Below are 18,622 nucleotides of genomic sequence, written 5' to 3' on the forward strand. Positions count from 1 at the left end.
GTGAGGGCAGTCAGAAGGGGTACGTCGCCACGTCCCCGCGCAGCGTCGTCCAGCGCAGGTGGGTGAAGGCGTCCAGGTTCGCCTCGCCGCCGAAGCGGGAGCCGGTGCCGGAGGCGGCGAGACCGCCGAAGGGTGCGACGGGCTCGTCGCCCACGGTCTGGTCGTTGATGTGGGCCATGCCCGTCGGGATCCGCTCGGCCAGGTCGAGACCGCGCGCGGTGTTGCGCGTGACGATGCCCAGGGAGAGGCCGTAGGGCCCCGCGGACGCGAGGCCGACGGCCTCTTCGGCCGTGGTGAAGGGGCGTACGGGTGCGACCGGCCCGAAGACCTCCTCCGTGTAGGCCGGTGTGGTGTCGTCGGCTCCGGCGAGCACCGTCGGCCGGTAGAACAGGCCGCGGTACGTGCCGCCCGCCACGAGTTTCGCGCCGCGGGCGGTGCTGGCCGCCACCAGGCCGTGGATCCGGGCGAGTTGGCCCGCGTCGATGACGGGGCCGAGATGGACCTTCTCACGGTAGGGGTCGCCCACGGTGAGCGTGTCGGCCTTGGCGGCGAGCCGCTCGACGTACTCCTCGTACAGGGACGCGTGGACGAGGTGGCGGCCGGTCGTCATGCAGATCTGGCCCTGGTGGAAGAAGGAACCCCAGGCCGCCGTGGAGACGACGGCTTCGAGGTCGGCGTCCTCGAGGACGATCAGCGCGGAATTCCCGCCGAGCTCCAGATGCACCCGCTTCAGGTGGTGTCCGCCGGCCTCGGCGATCGCCCGGCCGGCGGCGGTCGAGCCGGTGAAGGAGATCACCGGGACGCGCGGGTCGGCGACCAGTTCCTGGCCCACGTCGGGGCCGCCGGGCAGGACGTGCAGAAGCCCGTCGGGCAGTCCGGCCTCGGCGAGCACGGCCGCCGGGGCGAGGCCGCCGCAGACGGCGGTGCGCGGGTCGGGTTTGAGCACGACGGCGTTGCCGAGGGCGAGGGCCGGGGCGACGGAGCGGATGGCGAGGATCAGCGGCGCGTTGAAGGGCGCGATGACGCCCACCACGCCGACGGGGACGCGGCGCGTGTACGACAGCCTGGGTGCCTCCGACGGCAGGACCTGGCCCGTCGGGTGGGACGCCAGGGCCGCCGCCTCATAGCACTCCTGTGCGGCGACATGGAGTTCGAGGCCGGCCTTGTCCGGGACGGAGCCGGACTCGCGGACGATCCAGTCGCGCAGTTCGGCGGTGTGCGCGGCGAGCAGGTCGCCGGCCCTGCGGAGCACGGCGGCGCGCAGGGTGTACGGGGTTCCCGCCCAGGCGCCCTGGGCGGTGACGGCCGCCCGGGCGGCGGTCTCCACGTCCTGTTCGGAGGCGAGCGTGACGGTGCCGAGCGACTCGCCCGTGGCGGGCTCGGTCACGGCGTACTCGGCGCCGGTCAGCGGGCGGGGCTGCCAGGTCTCCGTGTCGAGCAGCATGACGGCTCTCCGATCCGGCACCGGGTGGGGGCGCGGTGCCGGCGGAGTCCCGTCCCGCGTGCTCAGCTTGAATCGCGGTGCACGATCCGTGCCCCGAACACCTCGTGCACCTCCGGCACACCTCCAGGATCGCGCACGGCGCGGTCGACCAGCTCGGCGAGGTGGCGCCCGGACGGCAGTTCGATGTGGACCGTGCTCAGCCGCGGCCGCAGCAGCCGCCCGAGCATCAGGTCGTCGGCGCCGACCACGGCCGTCTCCTCCGGGACGGCCACGCCCTCGTCCTGCAGGGCGCGCATCAGGAGCATCGCGTACTCGTCGTTGTACGCGAAGACCGCGTCCAGGCCCAGGGAGCGCCAGCGCGCGGCGAGCCGGGCCGCGGAGTCCTCCTCGTAGGCGAGCGGAAGCTCGGTGACGGTCGCGCCGGTGCCCTCCACAGCACGCCGTACGCCTGCCAGCCGGGGCCGGGAGAAGAATCCCAGGCCGGGCTCCTCCGGCATGACCACGCCCACGCGGCGGCGGCCCCGGGCCAGCAGATGGGCCCCGGCGCTGTGCCCGACCCCGTGGTGGTCCAGGAGCAGCGTGTGCGCGCCCTCGACGCGTTCGGGGCCGAGGGTGACGACGGCGCGGGCCCCGGACCGCTTGAGGACGTGCACGCCCTCGGGGCCGAGGCCGCCGCCGGGCACGATGACCGCGACCGGCCGCAGTTCCGCCCAGCCGCGGGCGGCCTCGTCGCGGTCGAGACCGAGGCCGCCGTACTGCACGACCGTGTAGTCGAGCCGGCCGAGCGCCCACTGCAGTTCGTTGAGGAACTGGCTGTAGAGCGGGCCCGCCGGCACGTTCGGGGAGGGCATGAGCACCATGCGGCTGTGTCCGGCGCGCAGGCTGCGGGCGGCGGCGTGCGGGACGTACCCCAGCTCCTTGGCGGCCTCGTGGACGCGGCGGCGGGTGGGTTCGCTGATCCGTACGGCGCTGGTGTTGTTCAGCACGTAGGAGACGGTCGCGCGCGAGACACCGGCCAGGCGTGCCACATCGGCACTCGTCGGCACGGCGGATGGTGCGGGCGACGCAGGGACGGGCTGTTCCGGTATCTGCACCATGACGTACCGCATCTTCGCAGAACGCTCACACCGCCCGTCCCCGGGGTGGGCGCATGGCCGGAACTACCCCTTCCACAAGGGCAGTTGCACATGCAGCGGGCGCCGGCCGGGGGCGCGGTTGCCCGGTCCGGCGGACAGCGAGCCGCTTGTGGTGTCACCGGCGGTGCAGTCGGAGGCGGCCTGCACCGGTGCGGGCGGTGGCCGGCCGCGGCGCGGGACCGCCCCGGACGCACCGGCGACGTCGACGTGTTCGGACCGTACCCTGTGGCCATGGACGATGCGCCGATGGTCGGCTTGATGGGACGTGTCACCGGCACCGTCGGGCCCGGGCTGGTCGGCGAGGTGATCGTCCGGGTGCGTGGCGGCGCCGAGCACTTCCTCGCGTATCCCGCGGACGGGTCGGGCCGCATCGAGCGCGGCGCGGTGGTGATGGTGGTGGAGTATCTGCCGCCGCGGACGGTCTACGTGGAGGCCATGTACGACAGTTGAGCCCCTGTCACCGCAGGTGAGAGGCGTGGGCGTCAAGATTGCAACAAGGTTCCGTCAGTGTCTTCACCCCGGGCTTGCCAAGGCGCAGACTCGCCTTCGTTCGGTGCCGAAACCCGGCACCAGGCAAAGGGGGCGTATGCCGATGGTCATCGGCGTCGTCGCGGGGGCCGTCGTCCTCGCGCTGCTTGTCATCGTTGGGATCTTCAAGCTCATGTGGCGTGTGGCGGAGCCCAACGAAGCACTGATCATCTCCGGTTCGAAGCATCGGACCGAGGGTCTCGAGGAAGGCATGGGCTTCCGCATCGTCACGGGGCGCGGCACGCTGGTCCTGCCGGGCGTGCAGGCGGTGCGCAAGCTGTCGCTCGACCTCAACGAGACCGAACTGCACGTGGACTGCGTGACCCATCAGGGCATTCCGCTGAAGGTGCGGGGTGTGGTCATCTTCAAGGTGGGCGACGACTTCGTGTCGATCGCCAACGCGGCCCGCCGCTTCCTCGACCAGCAGAAGCTGATGTCGGAGCGCGTACACAACGTGTTCGCCGGTCATCTCCGGTCCATCGTGGGCGGGTTGACGGTCGAGGACATGATCCGCGACCGCGAGAAGCTCACCGGTCAGACCCGGGCCGCCTGCGGTACGGAGATGGAGAAGCTGGGCCTGATCGTGGACTCGCTGCAGATCCACGAGATCGAGGACCCCACCGGGTACATCCAGAACCTGGCCGCGCCGCACGCGGCGGCGGTGCAGCGGGACGCGCGCATCGCGCAGGCGGAGGCGAACCGTCTCGCCACCGAGGCGGAGCAGCAGTCGTTCGCTCGGATGGCGGAGGCGACGCGGGACAGCGAGATCCTGCAGGCCGGTTACCAGGCGGAGCGGGACAAGGCGGCCGCCAAGGCGCGCCAGGCCGGTCCGCTCGCCGACGCGGCGGCCCGCCAGGAGGTCGTGGTGCAGGAGACCCGGGTCGCGGAGCTGGAGGCGCACCGGCGCGAGCAGCAGCTCCAGGCGGACGTGCGCAAGCCGGCGGACGCGAAGGCGTACGAGAAGCGCACCCTGGCCGAGGCCGAACGTGACGCGCGGATCTCGGCGGCGCAGGCCAAGGCGAAGGAGACCGAGCTGGCCGCGGCGGCCGAGGCGACGCGGGTCAAGACGGCCGCGGCGGCGGAGGCCGAGGCGACCAAGGCGCGCGGCTCGGCGGCGGCCGAGGCGACTCGCGCCACCGGTGAGGCCGAGGCGGCCGCGGCCCAGGCGAGGGGCCTGGCCGAGGCGGAGGCGACCCGCGCCCAGGGTCTCGCGGAGGCGGAGGCCATCAAGGCGCGCGCCGCGGCCCTCGCGGAGAACCAGGAAGCCGTGGTCGCGCAGCAGCTCGCCGAGAAGTGGCCGGAGATCGTCGAGGCGGGCGCGTCCGCGTTCGGCAACGTCGACAACATGGTGCTGCTCAACGGTGCGGACGGTATGGCCGACGTGTTCGCCAAGGCCCTGACGATGGGCGGCACCGGCCTGGGGCTCGCGCGCCAGTTGCTGTCCTCGATGAACCGGAACGGAACGCCGGAGGCCGGTACGGCCGGGCTCAACGGGTTCGTGCCGCCGCGGGCGGAGAAGGTGGCGGTGGAGACGGACGAGGGGTGATCCCCCGCAGTGAACCACTGAACCGCTGAACCGCTGAGCGGCTGAACCGTCGAAGCGTTACGGCGTTCAGGCTTCGGGCGTACGGGACCCCGGTTCCGTACGCCCGAAGCACGTTCCGCGACGCGACGGCCGCTCACCCATGGTCACTGATCCGACCGGTGATGCGCGGTCGGCAAGGGTGCGCGTCGCCGCGCCGCGCGTGATGGTGGTGCGGAGGGCACCGTCAGCGGCAGCGGGAGTCTCGCCGTGGAATCCCTCGTCACCATGACCACCCGTGTTCCCGAGGGCGTACCGGACGAAGCCGGCGCGGACATCCGGGCCCGTGAGGCCGCGCACTCGCGGGAGCCGGCCGCGCAGGGGCGCCTGCTGCGCCTGTGGCGCCCGCAGCTCCGGCCGGTCGAGTGGCGCGCGCCGGGCTGTTCGCGGCCGAGGACGCTTGAGGAGGAGCTATGGACATCACCGGATCGGTGGCCCTGGTGACGGGCGCGAACCGCGGCATCGGCAGGGCCTTCGCCCGCGCGTTGCTCGACCACGGTGCCGCCAGGGTCTACGCGGCGGCGCGGAACCCGGAGAGCGTGACGGACCCGGACGTCGCGCCGCTGCGTCTGGACGTCACCCGGCAGGAGGAGGTCGCCGCGGCCGCCACCGCCGCGGGCGACGTCACCATTGTGATCAACAACGCCGGTGTGGGCGGCTGGGACACCAAGCTGTTCGACGGTTCCTTCGACGGTGCCCGTGAGGCGATGGAGGTCAACTTCTTCGGCACCTGGGCCGTCGCCCGTGCCTTCGCCCCCGTCCTGGCACGCAACGGGGGCGGTGCCCTGGTGAACATGCTGTCGGTGGCGTCCTGGGCGGGCCGGCCCGGCTGGCCCGGCTATGCGGCCTCCAAGGCGGCGCAGTGGTCGCTGACCGGCGCGCTGCGCGAGGGGCTGCGCGACCAGGGCACGCTGGTGGTCGGGGTGCACGCGGGCTTCGTGGACACGGACCTGGCCGGCTGGACGGACGCACCGAAGATCAGCGCCGCGGACGTCGCGGAGCAGACCATGCGGGCTCTGGCCGACAACCGGGTCGAGGTCCTCGCCGACGAGCGGACGAGGCAGGTCAAGGCGGCCCTGTCCCAGCCGCTCGACGCATAGGCCCCGCCCTTCGGGTCAGCGACCCCTCCCTCGGGTCAGCGACCCGTCCTCCGGGTCAGCGACCCGCCCTTCGGGACAGCAGGCGGCCCGGGTCCGCGTCAGTCCCCGCCGGATGGTCGTCGTCAGTCCCCCCCCGCCGGATGTTCGTCAGTTCCCCCTCCAGATGTTGTCGAAGGCCGCCTTCTCGATGGCCCGTCGTTGTCGGACGGCCGTCAGTTCGGTCACCGCGTCGTCGACGGCCGCGAGCACCGTCGTCACCGCCTCGTCCGTTTCCTCCGGCAGTTCTCCGGCCGGCGTCTCGCGGATCCCGACGGCCGTGGCGAGCGCGGCGAGCACGGGCTCGCCCTCGGTCCATCGGCCCGCCGCCCGCTGCCGGGCGGCGGAATCGGTCAGCACGGCCTCGCCGGTCCAGGACGGGAGCAGGCGGCGGTGCTGGCGCTTGAGCAGCCCCTCGTCCTCGAAGGCCGCCAGATATGCCGAGGACAGGCCGCGCCCGCGGCGCCACAGCCAGTCCTCGACCGCTTCGTAGGGCGCCTGCCGGACGAGTGACGCCGCGGCCTGCCGTACCAGAGGGTCGTCGGTCACCGGCGGGTCGCCCGGCACGACGAGGTCTCCGTCCAGGGTGAGGGCCCGGGCGTCCCGGAGGTCGAGCAACTCCGCTCCCGCGAGCGCGAGGGAGAGGTCGCCCGGTTCGGCAGGACGGACGGGCGCCGCGTCCAGGGCGACGATCAGCAGGTCCCGTGCAGTGGTCATGTGCGGCTCCCCGTCAATGGCTCCGGCGGCGGCGGTCGTCGAGCGGCCGCCCCGACAGCCCGACACTAGCGCGGCTGCGTCGACGACGGTCCGTCGAAGCCGCAACGGCGCCCGCCGCCGGGGGAGGGTCTCCCGGGGCGGGCGCCGTACGACCCGCCCCGTGGTGCGGGAAGCCGACGGCCTGGCTGCCCGACGGCGAGCCGGGCAAGCGCTGACCACACCGATGCGGCCTGGACGGCCCGATGTCCCGCACCCCGGCGCGCCCAGCGGATGCACCCCCGGCGAACGGCCCCGATCCTTGAAGGAAGGGGCGGACACGCGAAGGAGGGTGTCATGTCCGTGATGGACAAGCTGAGGCAGATGCTCAAGGGGCACGGGGAACGCATGGGCGAGGGCCATGACAGGGCGGGGCGGCCCACCGGCGAGCAGGCTCAGGGAACGCAGCCGGGCCAGGTGGACAAGGGCCCGGACGCGCTGAGGGAACAGATGCGGTCCCGGCCGGAGCAGGACAACCCGCCCGAGCCGTAACAGCCGATCGTAGTTGACGCGGCGTCAAGGGCCGACCCGCTCGGTGCGTCTCCGGCGTGACGCTCTACCGTGAGCCGCGTGACTGCCTTTACCGAAGAAGACGTGCCCGGCCGCCACGGCCCCACCGCCACCACCGAGGCGGACCCCCGCGAGGTGGGCCGGGTGCGGACCGAGTACTCTCCCGCGCACGACGGCGACCCCGACCCCGGCGAGATCGTGTGGACGTGGGTGCCGTTCGAGGAGAACGACGGGCGCGGCAAGGACCGCCCGGTGCTCGTGGTGGCCCGCGAGGCGGCCGGCACGCTGCTGGCCGTGCAGCTGTCCAGCAAACGGCACGACGGCGACCGGGAGTGGGTGCCGATCGGCAGTGGCCCCTGGGACCGGTCGGGGCGCGATTCCTGGGTGGACGTGGACCGCGTCCTGCGGGTGCACGAGGCCGGCATGCGGCGCGAGGCGTGCGCGCTGGACCGCATGCGGTTCAACCTCGTGGTGCACCGGCTGCGGGAACGCTACGGCTGGAACTAGGGCGCGTATCGCGCCGTGATCAACGAGCATCGCGGCGTGCGGGGCGGGTGCCCGTCAGCGGTACGAGGCCCGGTGATCTGCGAACGCGGCCCGGGTCGCCGCCCCCGGCGTGCGGCCTGCACGTTCGGCGCTGCGGCGGTCAGGGAGACCACCCCGTACGGCACGTCCAGCAGGCGCCCGTGGTCGTTGCGGAAGACGGGCACCGCGGGTGAACGGACGACGCGAGGAGAGCGGGGGCGAAGTTCGGCACGCCACCGGGTCACCCGAACGGCCGACCGGGCGGCGGGCCGCTTCCGGACTGCTCTCGCCGGTGACCTCCAGGCCCGTGGCGACCGGTGCGGCCGGCGGTGCCCCCACCGTGTCCGGGCCGTACGTACACCCGCGCGCCCGCGCGGGCCGACTCGACCGCCGCGGCGATGGTCACCGTACGCCGTCGGGCGCCCGGCAGGCGCCCGACGGCGCGATCTCCCGCGTCCGCCGCGCCACCGCGCGCAGGCGCGCGCTCACGGCGCCACCCCCGTGGGCGCCGTGAGCGCGTCGCGCGCCCTCCCCCAAGCTCTAGAGACGTCCGACGGGACGTCTTGTGGAGTCTCGCAGCGTCGTACCGACCCGCGAGAGGTCCGCCAGCGCCGATCTCCCCCGTCGTGCTCATGAACGCATGGTGAGCGATGCTGGTCTCACGCCGCAACAGAGTTTCGCGGCCCCGGAAACCACCTCTCATCACGCGCACAACAAGAAGCAAGCAGTCCGGAAAGCCCCGCTGTGCACCCTTGTGCGAATCCACGGGAGCGTCTTGGGTGGGACGAGCGATGCCGGTCCGGCCTCCTGGGGCCCGGATCGGCGACATGGTGGACTCTCAGGAGGATCCCGACATGTCCGATTCGGTGAGTGACTGTACGGAGCACCGCTCCGCCGTCACCGAAGCCGACGTGGAGGCGCTGGTCCGCGGTATCTGCTTCAAGACCGGACCGCCCCGCTCGCTCGGTGTCGAAGTGGAATGGCTCGTCCACGAGCTGCGCACGCCGTGGCTCCCCGTACCGCCGGAACGTCTCGACGCGGCCTATGCCGCCCTGCGGACCCTGCCCCTGTGTTCGGCCCTCACGGTCGAACCCGGCGGCCAACTGGAGCTCAGCTCCGCTCCGGCCGCCTCCCTGATGGAGTGCATCGGCTCCGTCTCCGCCGACCTCGACGCGGTGCGCGCCGTACTGCGCGAGGCGGGGCTCGGCCTCAGCGGCCACGGGCACGACCCGTGGCGCCCTCCCCGCCGCTACCTCCGTGAGCCGCGCTACGAGGCCATGGAGCGCTGCCTGGACCGTACGGGGCCCGAGGGCCGGTCCATGATGTGCTCCTCCGCCTCCGTGCAGGTGTGCCTGGACGCCGGGCACGAGGAGCCGGGGCCGCTGGGCTTCGGGCGGCGGTGGTGGCTGGCGCACCAGCTCGGCGCGGTCCTGGTCGCCGCGTTCGCGCACTCCCCGCTGGCCGGCGGCCGGCCCACGGGCTGGCGCTCGACGCGGCAGTCCCTGTGGTCGGCCATGGACCCGGGACGTTCCAGCGCGCCGCCGCTCGACGGCGACCCGCGCACCGCCTGGGCCCGGCACGTGCTGGACGCACCGGTGATGTGCGTCCGGAACGGCGGCGGTGCCTGGCGGGTGCCGCGGGGCCTGAGTTTCCGGGACTGGACCCGGTCCGCCGATCCCCCGGACCGGGGCGACCTCGACTACCACCTGACGACCCTGTTCCCTCCGGTCCGCCCCCGCGGCCACCTGGAACTGCGCATGATCGACGCGCAGCCGGGTGACGACGGCTGGATGGTGCCGCTCGCCGTGGCGGCCGCGCTCTTCGACGACCCGGAGGCCGCCGAGACCGCGTACCGGTCGGTCAAACCGCTCGCCGAGCGGGCCGGCCCCCTGCCGGCGCCGTGCAATCCGCTGTGGATCGCCGCGGCGCGCGACGGTCTGGCCGACCCCGATCTGCAGGAGGCAGCCGTCGCCTGCTTCACGGCCGCCGCCGAGGCGCTGCCGAGGCTCGGTGCCACCGCCGATGTGCTGGACGCCGTCGCCGAGTTCACCGACCGCTATGTGGCGCGGGGCCGCTGCCCCGCCGACGACCTGCTGCTCCGGTTCCACGGGAAGAACAGCCCCGCCGGCGGGGACGACACCCGGTTCCACGGGAAGGACATCCGCACATGACCGACGAACGGTCCCCGATCGACCCCGAGATACTCCGCAAGCGCGTGCTGGACGCCCTCACCACGGCCCGCGACCGCACCGCGCTCCTGACCACGTGCGTCGACGAGGCCGACCTGATGGCGCAGCACTCCCCGCTGATGTCACCGCTGGTGTGGGATCTCGCGCACATAGGCAACCAGGAGGAGCAGTGGCTGCTGCGCGCGGTCGCCGGCCGTGAGGCGATGCGCCCCGAGATCGACGGGCTGTACGACGCCTTCGAGCACCCGCGCGCCGAGCGGCCCTCCCTGCCGCTGCTGCCGCCCGACGAGGCCCGCCGCTACGCCGCCGAGGTGCGCGGGCGGGCCCTGGACGTGCTGGAGCGCACGCCGTTCGAGGGCCGGCGCCTGACGGAGGCGGGTTTCGCCTTCGGCATGATCGCCCAGCACGAGCAGCAGCACGACGAGACCATGCTGATCACACACCAGCTCCGCAAGGGCCCCCAGGCGCTCACCGCCCCCGATCCGGAGCCGGTGGAGCCCTACGACGGACCGCCCGAGGTCTTCGTGCCCGGCGGCCCGTTCATCATGGGCACCTCCACCGAACCGTGGGCGCTGGACAACGAACGGCCGGCCCACCAGCGTCAGGTCGCGCCCTTCTACATCGACGCCACGCCGGTGACGAACGGGGCCTACATCGCCTTCATCGAGGACGGCGGCTACGGCGACGAGCGCTGGTGGACCCCTCAGGGCTGGGACCACATCCGCGCCCACGGCATCGAGGCCCCGCTGTTCTGGCGCCGCGAGGGCGGGCAGTGGCTGCGGCGGCGCTTCGGCGTCACCGAGGCCGTACCGCCCGACGAGCCGGTGCTGCACGTGTGCTGGTACGAGGCGGACGCGTACGCGCGCTGGGCCGGGCGCCGGCTGCCCACCGAGATCGAGTGGGAGAAGGCGGCCCGGCACGACCCGGCCACGGGACGGTCCCGGCGCTACCCGTGGGGCGACGCCGACCCGACGCCCGAGCACGCCAACCTCGGGCAGCGGCACCTGCGTCCCGCGCCGGCCGGCAGCTTTCCTGCGGGCGCCTCACCGCTCGGCGTACGGCAGCTCATCGGTGACGTGTGGGAGTGGACGTCGAGCGACTTCCTGCCGTACCCGGGGTTCACGGCGTTTCCGTACAAGGAGTACTCGGAGGTGTTCTTCGGGCCGGAGTACAAGGTGCTGCGCGGTGGTTCGTTCGCCGTGGACGCGGTGGCCTGCCGGGGCACGTTCCGCAACTGGGACTATCCGATCCGGCGGCAGATCTTCTCCGGCTTCCGCACCGCCCGGGACGTGTGATGTGCCGTCATCTCGCCTACCTGGGACCGGAGGAGCCGCTCGGCCGGCTCCTCAAGGAGCCGTCGCACAGCCTGTACCGGCAGTCGTGGGAGCCGAGGCGGCAGCGGTACGGGACGGTCAACGCCGACGGTTTCGGCGTCGGCTGGTACGCCGAGGGTGACCCGGTGCCCGCGCGGTACCGCCGGATGGAGCCCATCTGGAGCGACCCGTCCTTCGCCGATCTGGTGCGGGTCGTGCGCTCCGGTGCGCTGCTGGCGGCCGTGCGGGACGCGACCGAAGGGTGTGCCGCCGGGGAGGCCGCGGCGGCGCCCTTCGTCGCGGGCCGGTGGCTGTTCAGCCACAACGGGGCCGTCCCCGGCTGGCCCCGCTCCGTCGCCCAGCTCGCCCGGTCCCTGCCGTCGGCCGAACTGCTGTCGCTGGAGGCCCGCACCGACTCGGCCCTGGTCTGGGCGCTCGTGCTCAACCGGTTGCGCCTCGGCGACGACGGCGGGCAGGCGCTGGCCGACACCGTGCTGGACGTCGCCGCGGCGGCCCCCGGCTCCCGGCTCAACCTGCTGCTCACCAACGGCTCGACGATCGCGGCGACCGCGTGGGGCGACACCCTCTGGTACCTCGCCGAGCCGGGCAGCCGCGTCGTCGTGGCCTCCGAGCCCTACGACGACGACCCGCACTGGCGGGAGGTGCCGGACCGCACGCTGCTCACGGCCGACACCACCGACGTCCTGCTGACCCCGCTCAAGGACCCGCGCGACGACATGGCATCCTCCCCCACTCCCGGCTCGGCTCGAGTGGGGGCACCGACATCACCCGAGGAGCCCCGCACGTGAGCCCGTTCCATCTCACCCGCACCCTTCCCGAGGACACCACGGACGCCGCGCTGCGCACGGACGTCCTGACCGGCCTCACCGGAAGCCCCAAGACGCTGCCCCCCAAGTGGTTCTACGACGCCCACGGCAGCGACCTGTTCGAAAAGATCACCGAGCTGCCGGAGTACTACCCCACGCGCGCCGAACGGGAGATCCTCATCGCCCGCTCCGGGGAGATCGCGGCCGCGGCCGGCGCGCGCACGCTGGTCGAGCTGGGCTCCGGCTCGTCCGAGAAGACACGGCACCTGCTGGACGCGATGAGCGGGCTGCACACGTACGTCCCCGTCGACGTCAGCGAGAGCGCGCTCACCCAGGCGGGGCAGGCACTGGCCGCCGAGCGGCCCGGTCTGCACGTGCACGCGCTCATCGCCGACTTCACCGCCCGCCTGACGCTGCCGGACACGCCCGGGCCGCGGCTCGTCGCGTTCCTCGGCGGCACGATCGGCAACCTGGTGCCCGCCGAACGGGACACGTTCCTGAAGGCCGTAAGGGCACTGATGGCGCCCGGGGATGCGCTGCTGCTCGGCACCGACCTGGTCAAGGACCCCTCGGTGCTGGTGGCGGCGTACGACGACGCTGCCGGGGTGACGGCCGCGTTCGACAAGAACGTGCTGACCGTCGTCAACCGGGAGCTGGGCGCCGACTTCGACCCGGACGCATTCGACCACGTGGCGCTGTGGGACGCGGAGAACGAGTGGATCGAGATGCGGCTGCGGGCGCGAACCGCGCAGACCGTGAAGGTGCCCGCGCTGGACCTGGCGGTCGACTTCGCCGAGGGCGAGGAGCTGCGCACGGAGGTGTCGGCGAAGTTCCGCGAGGACGGCGTGCGCCGTGAACTGGCCGCCGCGGGGCTGGAATTGACGCACTGGTGGACGGACCGGGAAGGGAGGTTCGCCCTGTCCCTGAGTTCGGCGCGCCCGGCCGTCTGAGCGGGCGCGCGTGTGACACACCCGCCATGGAGAGGAGCACCCGCATGACCGACCACATCTACCGGGTCACCGAGATCGTCGGCAGCTCGCCCGAGGGCATCGACCAGGCCGTCCGCAACGGGATCGAACGTGCCTCGCAGACCCTGCGCCACCTGGACTGGTTCGAGGTGACGCAGATCAGGGGACGGATCGAGAACGGGCGGATCGAGCACTACCAGGTCGGCCTGAAGCTGGGCTTCCGGCTGGAGGACGGCGAGTAGCGCACGGCCGGTCCTCAAGGCCCCGCGGGAGCGGTCCTCTCAGGTCCGCGCAGGGCAGGCCCTCTCGGGTCGCCCGAGCCGTGGAGGGGCGGTCCCCTCAGGTCCGCCCCTCCCGCTCCTGGGCGTCCTTCAGGGCCTCGGAGGAGGACGCCCAGCGGGCACGGACGACGGTGAAACCCGCCCGTTCGGCCTCCTGGCAGACCAGTTCGTCGTCGTCGACGAGAACGCGGACCTCCCGGCCGCGTGCGAGTTCGCGCAGCAGCTCCAGCTTGGTCACGCGGGCGGGCCTGCGGTCACCGTTCGACCGCATGTACAGGCGCCCTTCGGGCAGTCCGTGGGCGGCGAGCCAGTCGAGGGTGTCGCGCCGGCAGCGCGCGGGCCGCCCGGTCAGATAGACTAGTTCGCACTCCTCGGCGGTCCTCAGCGCGAGCGCGATCCCCTCGGCCAGCGGTGGGTCCTGCGGCGCGGCCGCGAAGAAGGCGTCCCAGTCACGCGGTCTCGTCTCCAGGAAGCGCTGCCGGTGCGCCGTGTCGGCGAGGGTGTTGTCCAGGTCGAAGACGGCGACGGGCCTGCTGTCGTGGGTCACGCACCCCACTCTAGGCAGAGGCGCCCCGCCGGGGCCCTCGGCCCTCCGGGCGCGCGGGGGCCGGCGGCCACACGCCGGGCGCGAGGACGCCCTCCACGTAGGCGCGAGCCACCAGGGCCGCCTTGCCGGTCACACCCCAGCGGCGGGAGAGCTGCTTGAAGTGGTAGTTGACGCCGTCCACCGTCAGCCCCACGGCGGAGGCGATCCGACCGGTCGTGGAACCGGCCGCGGCCAGCGCGAGGATCCGGGCATCGATCTCGTCCGCCTTGACCGGCGGGGCGCCCGCCTCCTCCACCGGTGCGGGGACGTCCTCGCGGATGCGGAGCATCGTCAGCAGGTCCGGGGTGTCGGTGGACGCCTCGCCGACCAGGTCGACGGTCATCTCGCCACGGCGCTCGACGCCGGCCGCGGTGGTCCAGCCGACCGCGATGGTGTAACGGGACCTGCGGTGCAGCCGGATCGCCTCGGTGACGGCGCGCAGCTCGTTCCTGGTCTCCGGGTGGAACAGGTCGAGGATGCTGCGCCCGCGCAGGGGGCCGGCGAGTGTGCCCCACTCCCCCGCCATCGCCGCGTTGACCCGCAGGATGGTGCCGTCGGTCGTGCAGTACGCCGTGGGCAGCGGGAGCCGGTCGAAGAGACCCAGCGCACGGTTGCGTCAGAAGACCGCCGCGCGGCTGTCCGGCGCCGGGGATCTGGTGGGCGGCAGGGGTATCCGCTGCGGGCGGAAATCCACGCGGCTCCTCCTTCCGTCGGGCACAAGGGCGGTTCACCTCCAGTCAACTGTCAGGGGCCGCGCCGGTGCCAGTTGTCACGCGGAAGAGTGAGAAGTTCCGACCGCGAGGCAACCGCCCACCGCAGGTCCTCGTCTCTTCGGGCGTAGGACAACTCACCTGCTTCAGGACTCGGTCACGCCAGATTCTCGTACAGCAGTGGTATATGACCCAACCATGGCCAAACTTCACGTTGCGGACCGTGCGCCGGTACCGCAGGGTCAAAGGGTGAGTGCACTCTCACCCGCTCCCGCCTCCCTGCGCACCGGGGGCGGTGCCCGTCGCATCCGCCTTCCCTTCGACAACCGACTTCTGCCCGGCGCCGCGTCGGCCCTCGCCCTGTTCGCCACGATCCGCATCGCCGGTCTGGTCGCCATCGCCGTGGCGAACCGCCTCGCCGGTCACCCGGTGTTCAAGGGTCTGGCCCACTCCTGGGACAGCAGTTGGTACCTGCACATCGCACAGCACGGCTACGGCACCTACGTCCACGTCCTGCACAACGGTGCCGTCCAGCGGGACTGGGCGTTCTTCCCGCTGTACCCGGGACTCATCCGCGCCGTGTACACCGTTGTGCCGGTCACTCCGGGCGCCGCCGCCCTGCTGGTCGCCTGGGGCGCCGCGGCGGTGGCCGCGTACGGCATCTACGTGATCGGCCACCGCCTGTACGGACGGGCGGTCGCCACCGTCCTCGTCGGGGTGTGGGCCTCGATGCCGCAATCCGTCGTCCTCGACATCGCGTACACCGAGTCCCTGCTGACCGCGCTCGCCGTCTGGGCTCTGTACGCCGTGCTGACGGGGCGCTGGCTGTGGGCCGGGGTGCTGGCCGCGTTCGCGGGCCTGTCCCGCCCCACGGGCTTCTCCGTGGCCGCCGCGGTGGTCGTCGTCGCCGTGCACGAGATCGTCAGGCGGCGCGGCCGGGTCCCGCTCCGGCTGTGGTTCGGCGCCGCCATCGCGCCTCTCGGCTGGGTGAGTTTCGTGCTGTGGGTGGGCGCCCATATGGGTGATCTGTTCGGCGGCTACTTCACGGTGCAGCGCGCCTGGGACTCCCGCTTCGACTTCGGTGCGGGCTCCCTGCACTTCCTCAAGGGGCTGCTGGTGCACGGCGGCCGGGTCGTCTACCCCCTGGCCCTGGTGATCGTCGCGGCCGCCATCCTGCTGTTCTGCCTGCTGTGCGTCGACCGGGCGCCGCTGGCGCTGATCATCTACGCCGGGATACTGCTCCTGATCACCGTCGGCGGCTCCGGTCCCTACGCGTCGAAGCCGCGTTTCCTGCTGCCCGCGTTCCCGCTGCTGATCCCCCTCGCGCGGGGGCTCGTACGGACCTGGCGGGTGCGGCCGAAACAGGCCTTTCTGCTCGGCACCGCGCTCGTCCTGCTGTCGGTGCTCTACGGGACGTACCTGGTGACGGCCAGCCGCACTCCGCTGTGAGCAAGCCGGTTCAGGGCCTGCGGGCGTTCAGGGGGCGCGGTGCCGGTCGCGCAGTGCGGCGCGGGTGCCCCGGGAGTGGTGTCGCCGCTGTCTGGCCCTTGGCGAGGCGGGTACCCGCAGGGTGTCACGACTCTCTGGGGAGATGACTCGGATGCGCTTCCTCGGCTTGCTTCTCCTCGCGGCCACCGCCGCCTTCACCGGACTGGTGATCGCCGACAATCTGGGCGGCGGCCCGCACTACAGCGTGTCGATGCTCGGTCAGAACGTCGCCACCATGAACCCCCTCGCCATCTTCTGCGCCGGTCTGGCCCTGGCCCTGATCTTCGCGCTGGGCCTGGCCACGGCGGTGACCGCGACGACACACCGGCCGCGAGGCCCGCGCCGGGCCCGCCGGACCACCGTGGCCGACGATCTGGGGGAACCCGGTACCCGGCCCTGACGGGGCACCCTCAGCGGTTGGGCCGGGCGTTGCTGACGTCCGCCAGAACCGAACGCGGGTCGTCGGCCGCGGCGAGGTCGCCCAGGCTGACGATGCCGACCGGGCAGCCGCCCTTCTCCACGACGGGGAGCCTGCGCACCGCATGGCGGCGCATCAAGGCGGCCGCGTGCTCGGTGCTGTCGTCGGGGGCCAGCGTCACCACGGGGGGACGGCTGCACACCGAACCCGCCGTCGTGGTGTTCGGGTCTCGGTTCTCGGCGATGGTGCGGACCACGATGTCGCGGTCGGTGAGCATCCCGAAGAGGTCGCTGTCGTACGCCACCAGCACGTCGCCGACGTTCTCGTCGCGCATGAGGCGGGCCGCCCGGGCGACGGAGGTCATCGGCTCGACGGCGACCGTGCCGCGGGACATCACGTCACGTACCTGCCTGGTCATGGGGAACCTCCTGGTTCGTCGTGTCGGGGTGCGGCTCCCGTCCGGCCGCGTCGGACTCCGGGCCGGCGTGCCAGCCGCTCCAACGGTGGACGGTCACCACGATCACCGGCCCGTCCGGTGGGCTGTCCCGGTACTGGGGGTACTTCCGCGCCAGCAGGGCGACGGCGGCCTCGTACTCGCCGCGGTCGTCCGCCGCGGGCGCGTCCGGCGGAACGGCTCGGGCGCCTCCGTCGGCCCGTACCCACCACAGCCGCTCCCAGTCCTCGTCGTACGCGTCGGCCAGCAGGCTCACGGCCGGGTGGACGGCGATGTTGTGCAGCCGCTTCAACTGCCGGGAGGTCTTGGGCTTGCGGTCGACGGCCATGACGATCCCGCCGTCGTCGCGCACGGCGAACACGACCGGTACGAGGTGGGGCCGCCCCCCGGGGTCCACGGTCGCCAGCCGCGCGACCCGGGCCTCGGCGAACCGTCGCCGTGCCTCACCCTCAGCGATCCGCGGCACTCGCGCTCCTCCTCAGGGTTGCGTGACACCGCCGCGGGACAGCTCCGGCACGTCGGCGGGTACTCCTTCCGGCGCTGGCGGGTACCCGGTGTCGGGCGCTCTCACACGGTCGGCCCCGGGATGCCGTCGGGCGAGGCGCCGGGGCACACTGGAAGCCCGGCCCGCCCCGGCCTGCCGACCGACCAGGCAAGGAGGCCGTCGTGGAATTCGACGTGATCGTGGAGATCCCGCAGGGGTCGCGCAACAAGTACGAGATGGACCACGCACAGCACCGGATCCGCCTGGACCGGATGCTGTTCACCTCCACCCAGTACCCGGCCGACTACGGCTACATCGACCACACGCTCGGCCGGGACGGCGACCCGCTCGACGCCCTCGTCATCGTCGGCGAACCCACCTTCCCCGGCTGCGCGATCGAGTGCCGGGCCGTCGGCATGTTCGTCATGAAGGACGAGAAGGGCCCCGACGACAAGATCCTGTGCGTCCCGGCGCACGATCCGCGCTACGCGGGGGTCCAGGACATCGGTGACGTGCCCTCCTTCGACCGGCTGGAGATCACCCACTTCTTCGAGGTGTACAAGGACCTGGAGCCCGGCAAGTCGGTCGAGGGGTCCCACTGGGAGGGGCGGGAGGAGGCGTACGCGGAGATCGAGGCCTCCCGCAGGCGCGCCTCGGAGGGCTGACGCCACCGCACGGATGTGGGGGCTGTCAGCGGCTGAACCCGCTCGGGTCCTGGTCGCGGGGCAGCAGCATGACGCGGTGCAGGTTGCAGGCCGCGGGCGGGTGGGTGGCCGGTGGGCGGGAGGCCTGGTGGGCGTGCAGCGCCACGCTCACCAGGCTCAGCAGCAGGTCGACGTCGGTGTCGCAGTCCAGACGCACGGTCACCCACCGCGAGCCGGGCAGCATGCGGATGGCGGTCGACTCCGCAAGGTCGCCGGAGAAACGCCGGATGGCCACGGCGGTCAGGTGCAGGTCCGCCTCGCGGTCGCCGTGGAAGTGGACGATCTCGCTGTGCGGGGTGCTGAGCGCCCGCCCGGTGCCGCAACTGGCCGGCCCCACCGTGAGGTCGGGCCAGGCGTCGAGCCGCTCCAGGGCGCGCTGGGCCAGAGTCATGCGCCCATCGTCGTCCCCTCACTCCGCCGCCACCAGAGGTTGACGGTTCTGTAACCGGGCCGTGAGGTCGGGCAGATGCGGCGTCCGCGACGAGGGGTGCCCGCGGCCCGCCCCGCCTGGACGGGTATCCCTGCGGGTGCGGACGGCGCAAAGAGTCCCGGCGACCGTCAGGGGCGCGTCGATGCCCGGTTCTCC

At 72.9% G+C, this 18,622-nt stretch carries 22 protein-coding genes; 14 read left to right on the forward strand and 8 right to left on the reverse strand.

Going from position 1 to position 18,622, the window contains the following annotated elements; translation table 11 throughout:
• Window positions 1-10 precede the first annotated feature (10 nt).
• Both ACZ4SW_RS19505 and ACZ4SW_RS19510 read right to left on the reverse strand, forming a co-directional pair.
• The gene (locus ACZ4SW_RS19505; protein ID WP_468244680.1) at window positions 11-1,444 is read right to left on the reverse strand and encodes a benzaldehyde dehydrogenase; all 1,434 of its coding nucleotides are present in this window, start codon (window positions 1,442-1,444) and stop codon (window positions 11-13) included.
• Between the two features lie 62 nt (window positions 1,445-1,506).
• Window positions 1,507-2,553: a LacI family DNA-binding transcriptional regulator gene (locus tag ACZ4SW_RS19510; RefSeq protein ID WP_468244682.1), complete on the reverse strand. Its 1,047-nt coding sequence runs from the start codon at window positions 2,551-2,553 to the stop codon at window positions 1,507-1,509.
• Window positions 2,554-2,811: 258 nt separating this feature from the next.
• On the opposite strand from ACZ4SW_RS19510, the gene ACZ4SW_RS19515 reads away from it, so the two are divergent.
• From ACZ4SW_RS19515 to ACZ4SW_RS19530, 4 genes are all read left to right on the forward strand, one after another.
• Window positions 2,812-3,030 (forward strand): hypothetical protein, encoded by a 219-nt coding sequence (locus ACZ4SW_RS19515; protein WP_468244685.1) that lies wholly within the window; start codon window positions 2,812-2,814, stop codon window positions 3,028-3,030.
• Window positions 3,031-3,166: 136 nt separating this feature from the next.
• Window positions 3,167-4,654 (forward strand): SPFH domain-containing protein, encoded by a 1,488-nt coding sequence (locus ACZ4SW_RS19520; RefSeq protein ID WP_468244688.1) that lies wholly within the window; start codon window positions 3,167-3,169, stop codon window positions 4,652-4,654.
• Between the two features lie 246 nt (window positions 4,655-4,900).
• Window positions 4,901-5,134, forward strand: a complete 234-nt coding sequence (locus ACZ4SW_RS19525) for a muconolactone Delta-isomerase family protein (protein WP_468244690.1) — start codon at window positions 4,901-4,903, stop codon at window positions 5,132-5,134.
• On the forward strand, window positions 5,104-5,790 hold the full coding sequence (locus ACZ4SW_RS19530) for an SDR family oxidoreductase (RefSeq protein WP_468244693.1): 687 nt from the start codon (window positions 5,104-5,106) through the stop codon (window positions 5,788-5,790). The genes ACZ4SW_RS19525 and ACZ4SW_RS19530 overlap by 31 nt, the downstream gene beginning before the upstream one ends.
• 147 nt (window positions 5,791-5,937) lie before the next feature.
• Here the strand turns inward: ACZ4SW_RS19530 and ACZ4SW_RS19535 are convergent, their stop codons facing one another.
• Window positions 5,938-6,543, reverse strand: coding sequence for a GOLPH3/VPS74 family protein (locus ACZ4SW_RS19535; protein ID WP_468244695.1), 606 nt, complete (start codon window positions 6,541-6,543; stop codon window positions 5,938-5,940).
• A gap of 333 nt (window positions 6,544-6,876) precedes the next feature.
• Here ACZ4SW_RS19535 and ACZ4SW_RS19540 point away from each other — a divergent pair, with 333 nt between their 5' ends.
• From ACZ4SW_RS19540 to ACZ4SW_RS19570, 7 genes are all read left to right on the forward strand, one after another.
• Window positions 6,877-7,071 carry an antitoxin gene (locus ACZ4SW_RS19540; protein ID WP_468244697.1) on the forward strand — a complete coding sequence of 65 codons (195 nt, stop codon included), beginning with the start codon at window positions 6,877-6,879 and terminating at the stop codon, window positions 7,069-7,071.
• Between the two features lie 78 nt (window positions 7,072-7,149).
• A complete protein-coding gene (locus ACZ4SW_RS19545) occupies window positions 7,150-7,596 on the forward strand; it encodes a type II toxin-antitoxin system PemK/MazF family toxin (protein WP_468244700.1) in 447 nt (148 codons plus the stop codon).
• A gap of 872 nt (window positions 7,597-8,468) precedes the next feature.
• Window positions 8,469-9,785: an ergothioneine biosynthesis glutamate--cysteine ligase EgtA gene (gene egtA, locus ACZ4SW_RS19550; protein ID WP_468244703.1), complete on the forward strand. Its 1,317-nt coding sequence runs from the start codon at window positions 8,469-8,471 to the stop codon at window positions 9,783-9,785.
• Window positions 9,782-11,098, forward strand: a complete 1,317-nt coding sequence (gene egtB / locus ACZ4SW_RS19555) for an ergothioneine biosynthesis protein EgtB (protein WP_468244705.1) — start codon at window positions 9,782-9,784, stop codon at window positions 11,096-11,098. Before egtA ends, egtB begins: the two co-directional genes overlap by 4 nt.
• Window positions 11,098-11,925, forward strand: a complete 828-nt coding sequence (egtC, locus tag ACZ4SW_RS19560; RefSeq protein WP_468244708.1) for an ergothioneine biosynthesis protein EgtC — start codon at window positions 11,098-11,100, stop codon at window positions 11,923-11,925. The genes egtB and egtC overlap by 1 nt, the downstream gene beginning before the upstream one ends.
• The gene (gene egtD / locus ACZ4SW_RS19565) at window positions 11,922-12,893 is read left to right on the forward strand and encodes an L-histidine N(alpha)-methyltransferase (protein WP_468244710.1); all 972 of its coding nucleotides are present in this window, start codon (window positions 11,922-11,924) and stop codon (window positions 12,891-12,893) included. Before egtC ends, egtD begins: the two co-directional genes overlap by 4 nt.
• Before the next feature lie 44 nt (window positions 12,894-12,937).
• Window positions 12,938-13,153 carry a dodecin gene (locus ACZ4SW_RS19570; RefSeq protein WP_468244713.1) on the forward strand — a complete coding sequence of 72 codons (216 nt, stop codon included), beginning with the start codon at window positions 12,938-12,940 and terminating at the stop codon, window positions 13,151-13,153.
• A gap of 97 nt (window positions 13,154-13,250) precedes the next feature.
• Here the strand turns inward: ACZ4SW_RS19570 and ACZ4SW_RS19575 are convergent, their stop codons facing one another.
• A complete protein-coding gene (locus ACZ4SW_RS19575; protein WP_468244716.1) occupies window positions 13,251-13,739 on the reverse strand; it encodes a phosphatase domain-containing protein in 489 nt (162 codons plus the stop codon).
• A 10-nt stretch (window positions 13,740-13,749) separates the two neighbouring features.
• Window positions 13,750-14,382: a helix-turn-helix transcriptional regulator gene (locus ACZ4SW_RS19580; protein ID WP_468244974.1), complete on the reverse strand. Its 633-nt coding sequence runs from the start codon at window positions 14,380-14,382 to the stop codon at window positions 13,750-13,752.
• A gap of 355 nt (window positions 14,383-14,737) precedes the next feature.
• Between ACZ4SW_RS19580 and ACZ4SW_RS19585 the strand changes: the two genes are divergently transcribed.
• Window positions 14,738-15,937, forward strand: coding sequence for a hypothetical protein (locus ACZ4SW_RS19585; protein WP_468244719.1), 1,200 nt, complete (start codon window positions 14,738-14,740; stop codon window positions 15,935-15,937).
• A gap of 151 nt (window positions 15,938-16,088) precedes the next feature.
• Window positions 16,089-16,376: a hypothetical protein gene (locus ACZ4SW_RS19590; protein WP_468244722.1), complete on the forward strand. Its 288-nt coding sequence runs from the start codon at window positions 16,089-16,091 to the stop codon at window positions 16,374-16,376.
• A 10-nt stretch (window positions 16,377-16,386) separates the two neighbouring features.
• Here ACZ4SW_RS19590 and ACZ4SW_RS19595 read toward each other — a convergent pair whose 3' ends face one another.
• Entirely contained in the window at window positions 16,387-16,812 is a 426-nt protein-coding gene (locus ACZ4SW_RS19595) for a CBS domain-containing protein (RefSeq protein ID WP_468244725.1), read from the reverse strand.
• Window positions 16,793-17,314 (reverse strand): TIGR03668 family PPOX class F420-dependent oxidoreductase, encoded by a 522-nt coding sequence (locus tag ACZ4SW_RS19600; protein ID WP_468244727.1) that lies wholly within the window; start codon window positions 17,312-17,314, stop codon window positions 16,793-16,795. Before ACZ4SW_RS19600 ends, ACZ4SW_RS19595 begins: the two co-directional genes overlap by 20 nt.
• Before the next feature lie 200 nt (window positions 17,315-17,514).
• Here ACZ4SW_RS19600 and ACZ4SW_RS19605 point away from each other — a divergent pair, with 200 nt between their 5' ends.
• Window positions 17,515-17,997 (forward strand): inorganic diphosphatase, encoded by a 483-nt coding sequence (locus ACZ4SW_RS19605; RefSeq protein ID WP_468244730.1) that lies wholly within the window; start codon window positions 17,515-17,517, stop codon window positions 17,995-17,997.
• 25 nt (window positions 17,998-18,022) lie between these two features.
• On the opposite strand, the gene ACZ4SW_RS19610 is transcribed toward ACZ4SW_RS19605, so the two are convergent.
• On the reverse strand, window positions 18,023-18,427 hold the full coding sequence (locus tag ACZ4SW_RS19610) for a luciferase domain-containing protein (RefSeq protein ID WP_468244732.1): 405 nt from the start codon (window positions 18,425-18,427) through the stop codon (window positions 18,023-18,025).
• Window positions 18,428-18,622: the final 195 nt, after the last annotated feature.

The organism is Streptomyces sp. NPDC028331, assembly GCF_055565775.1.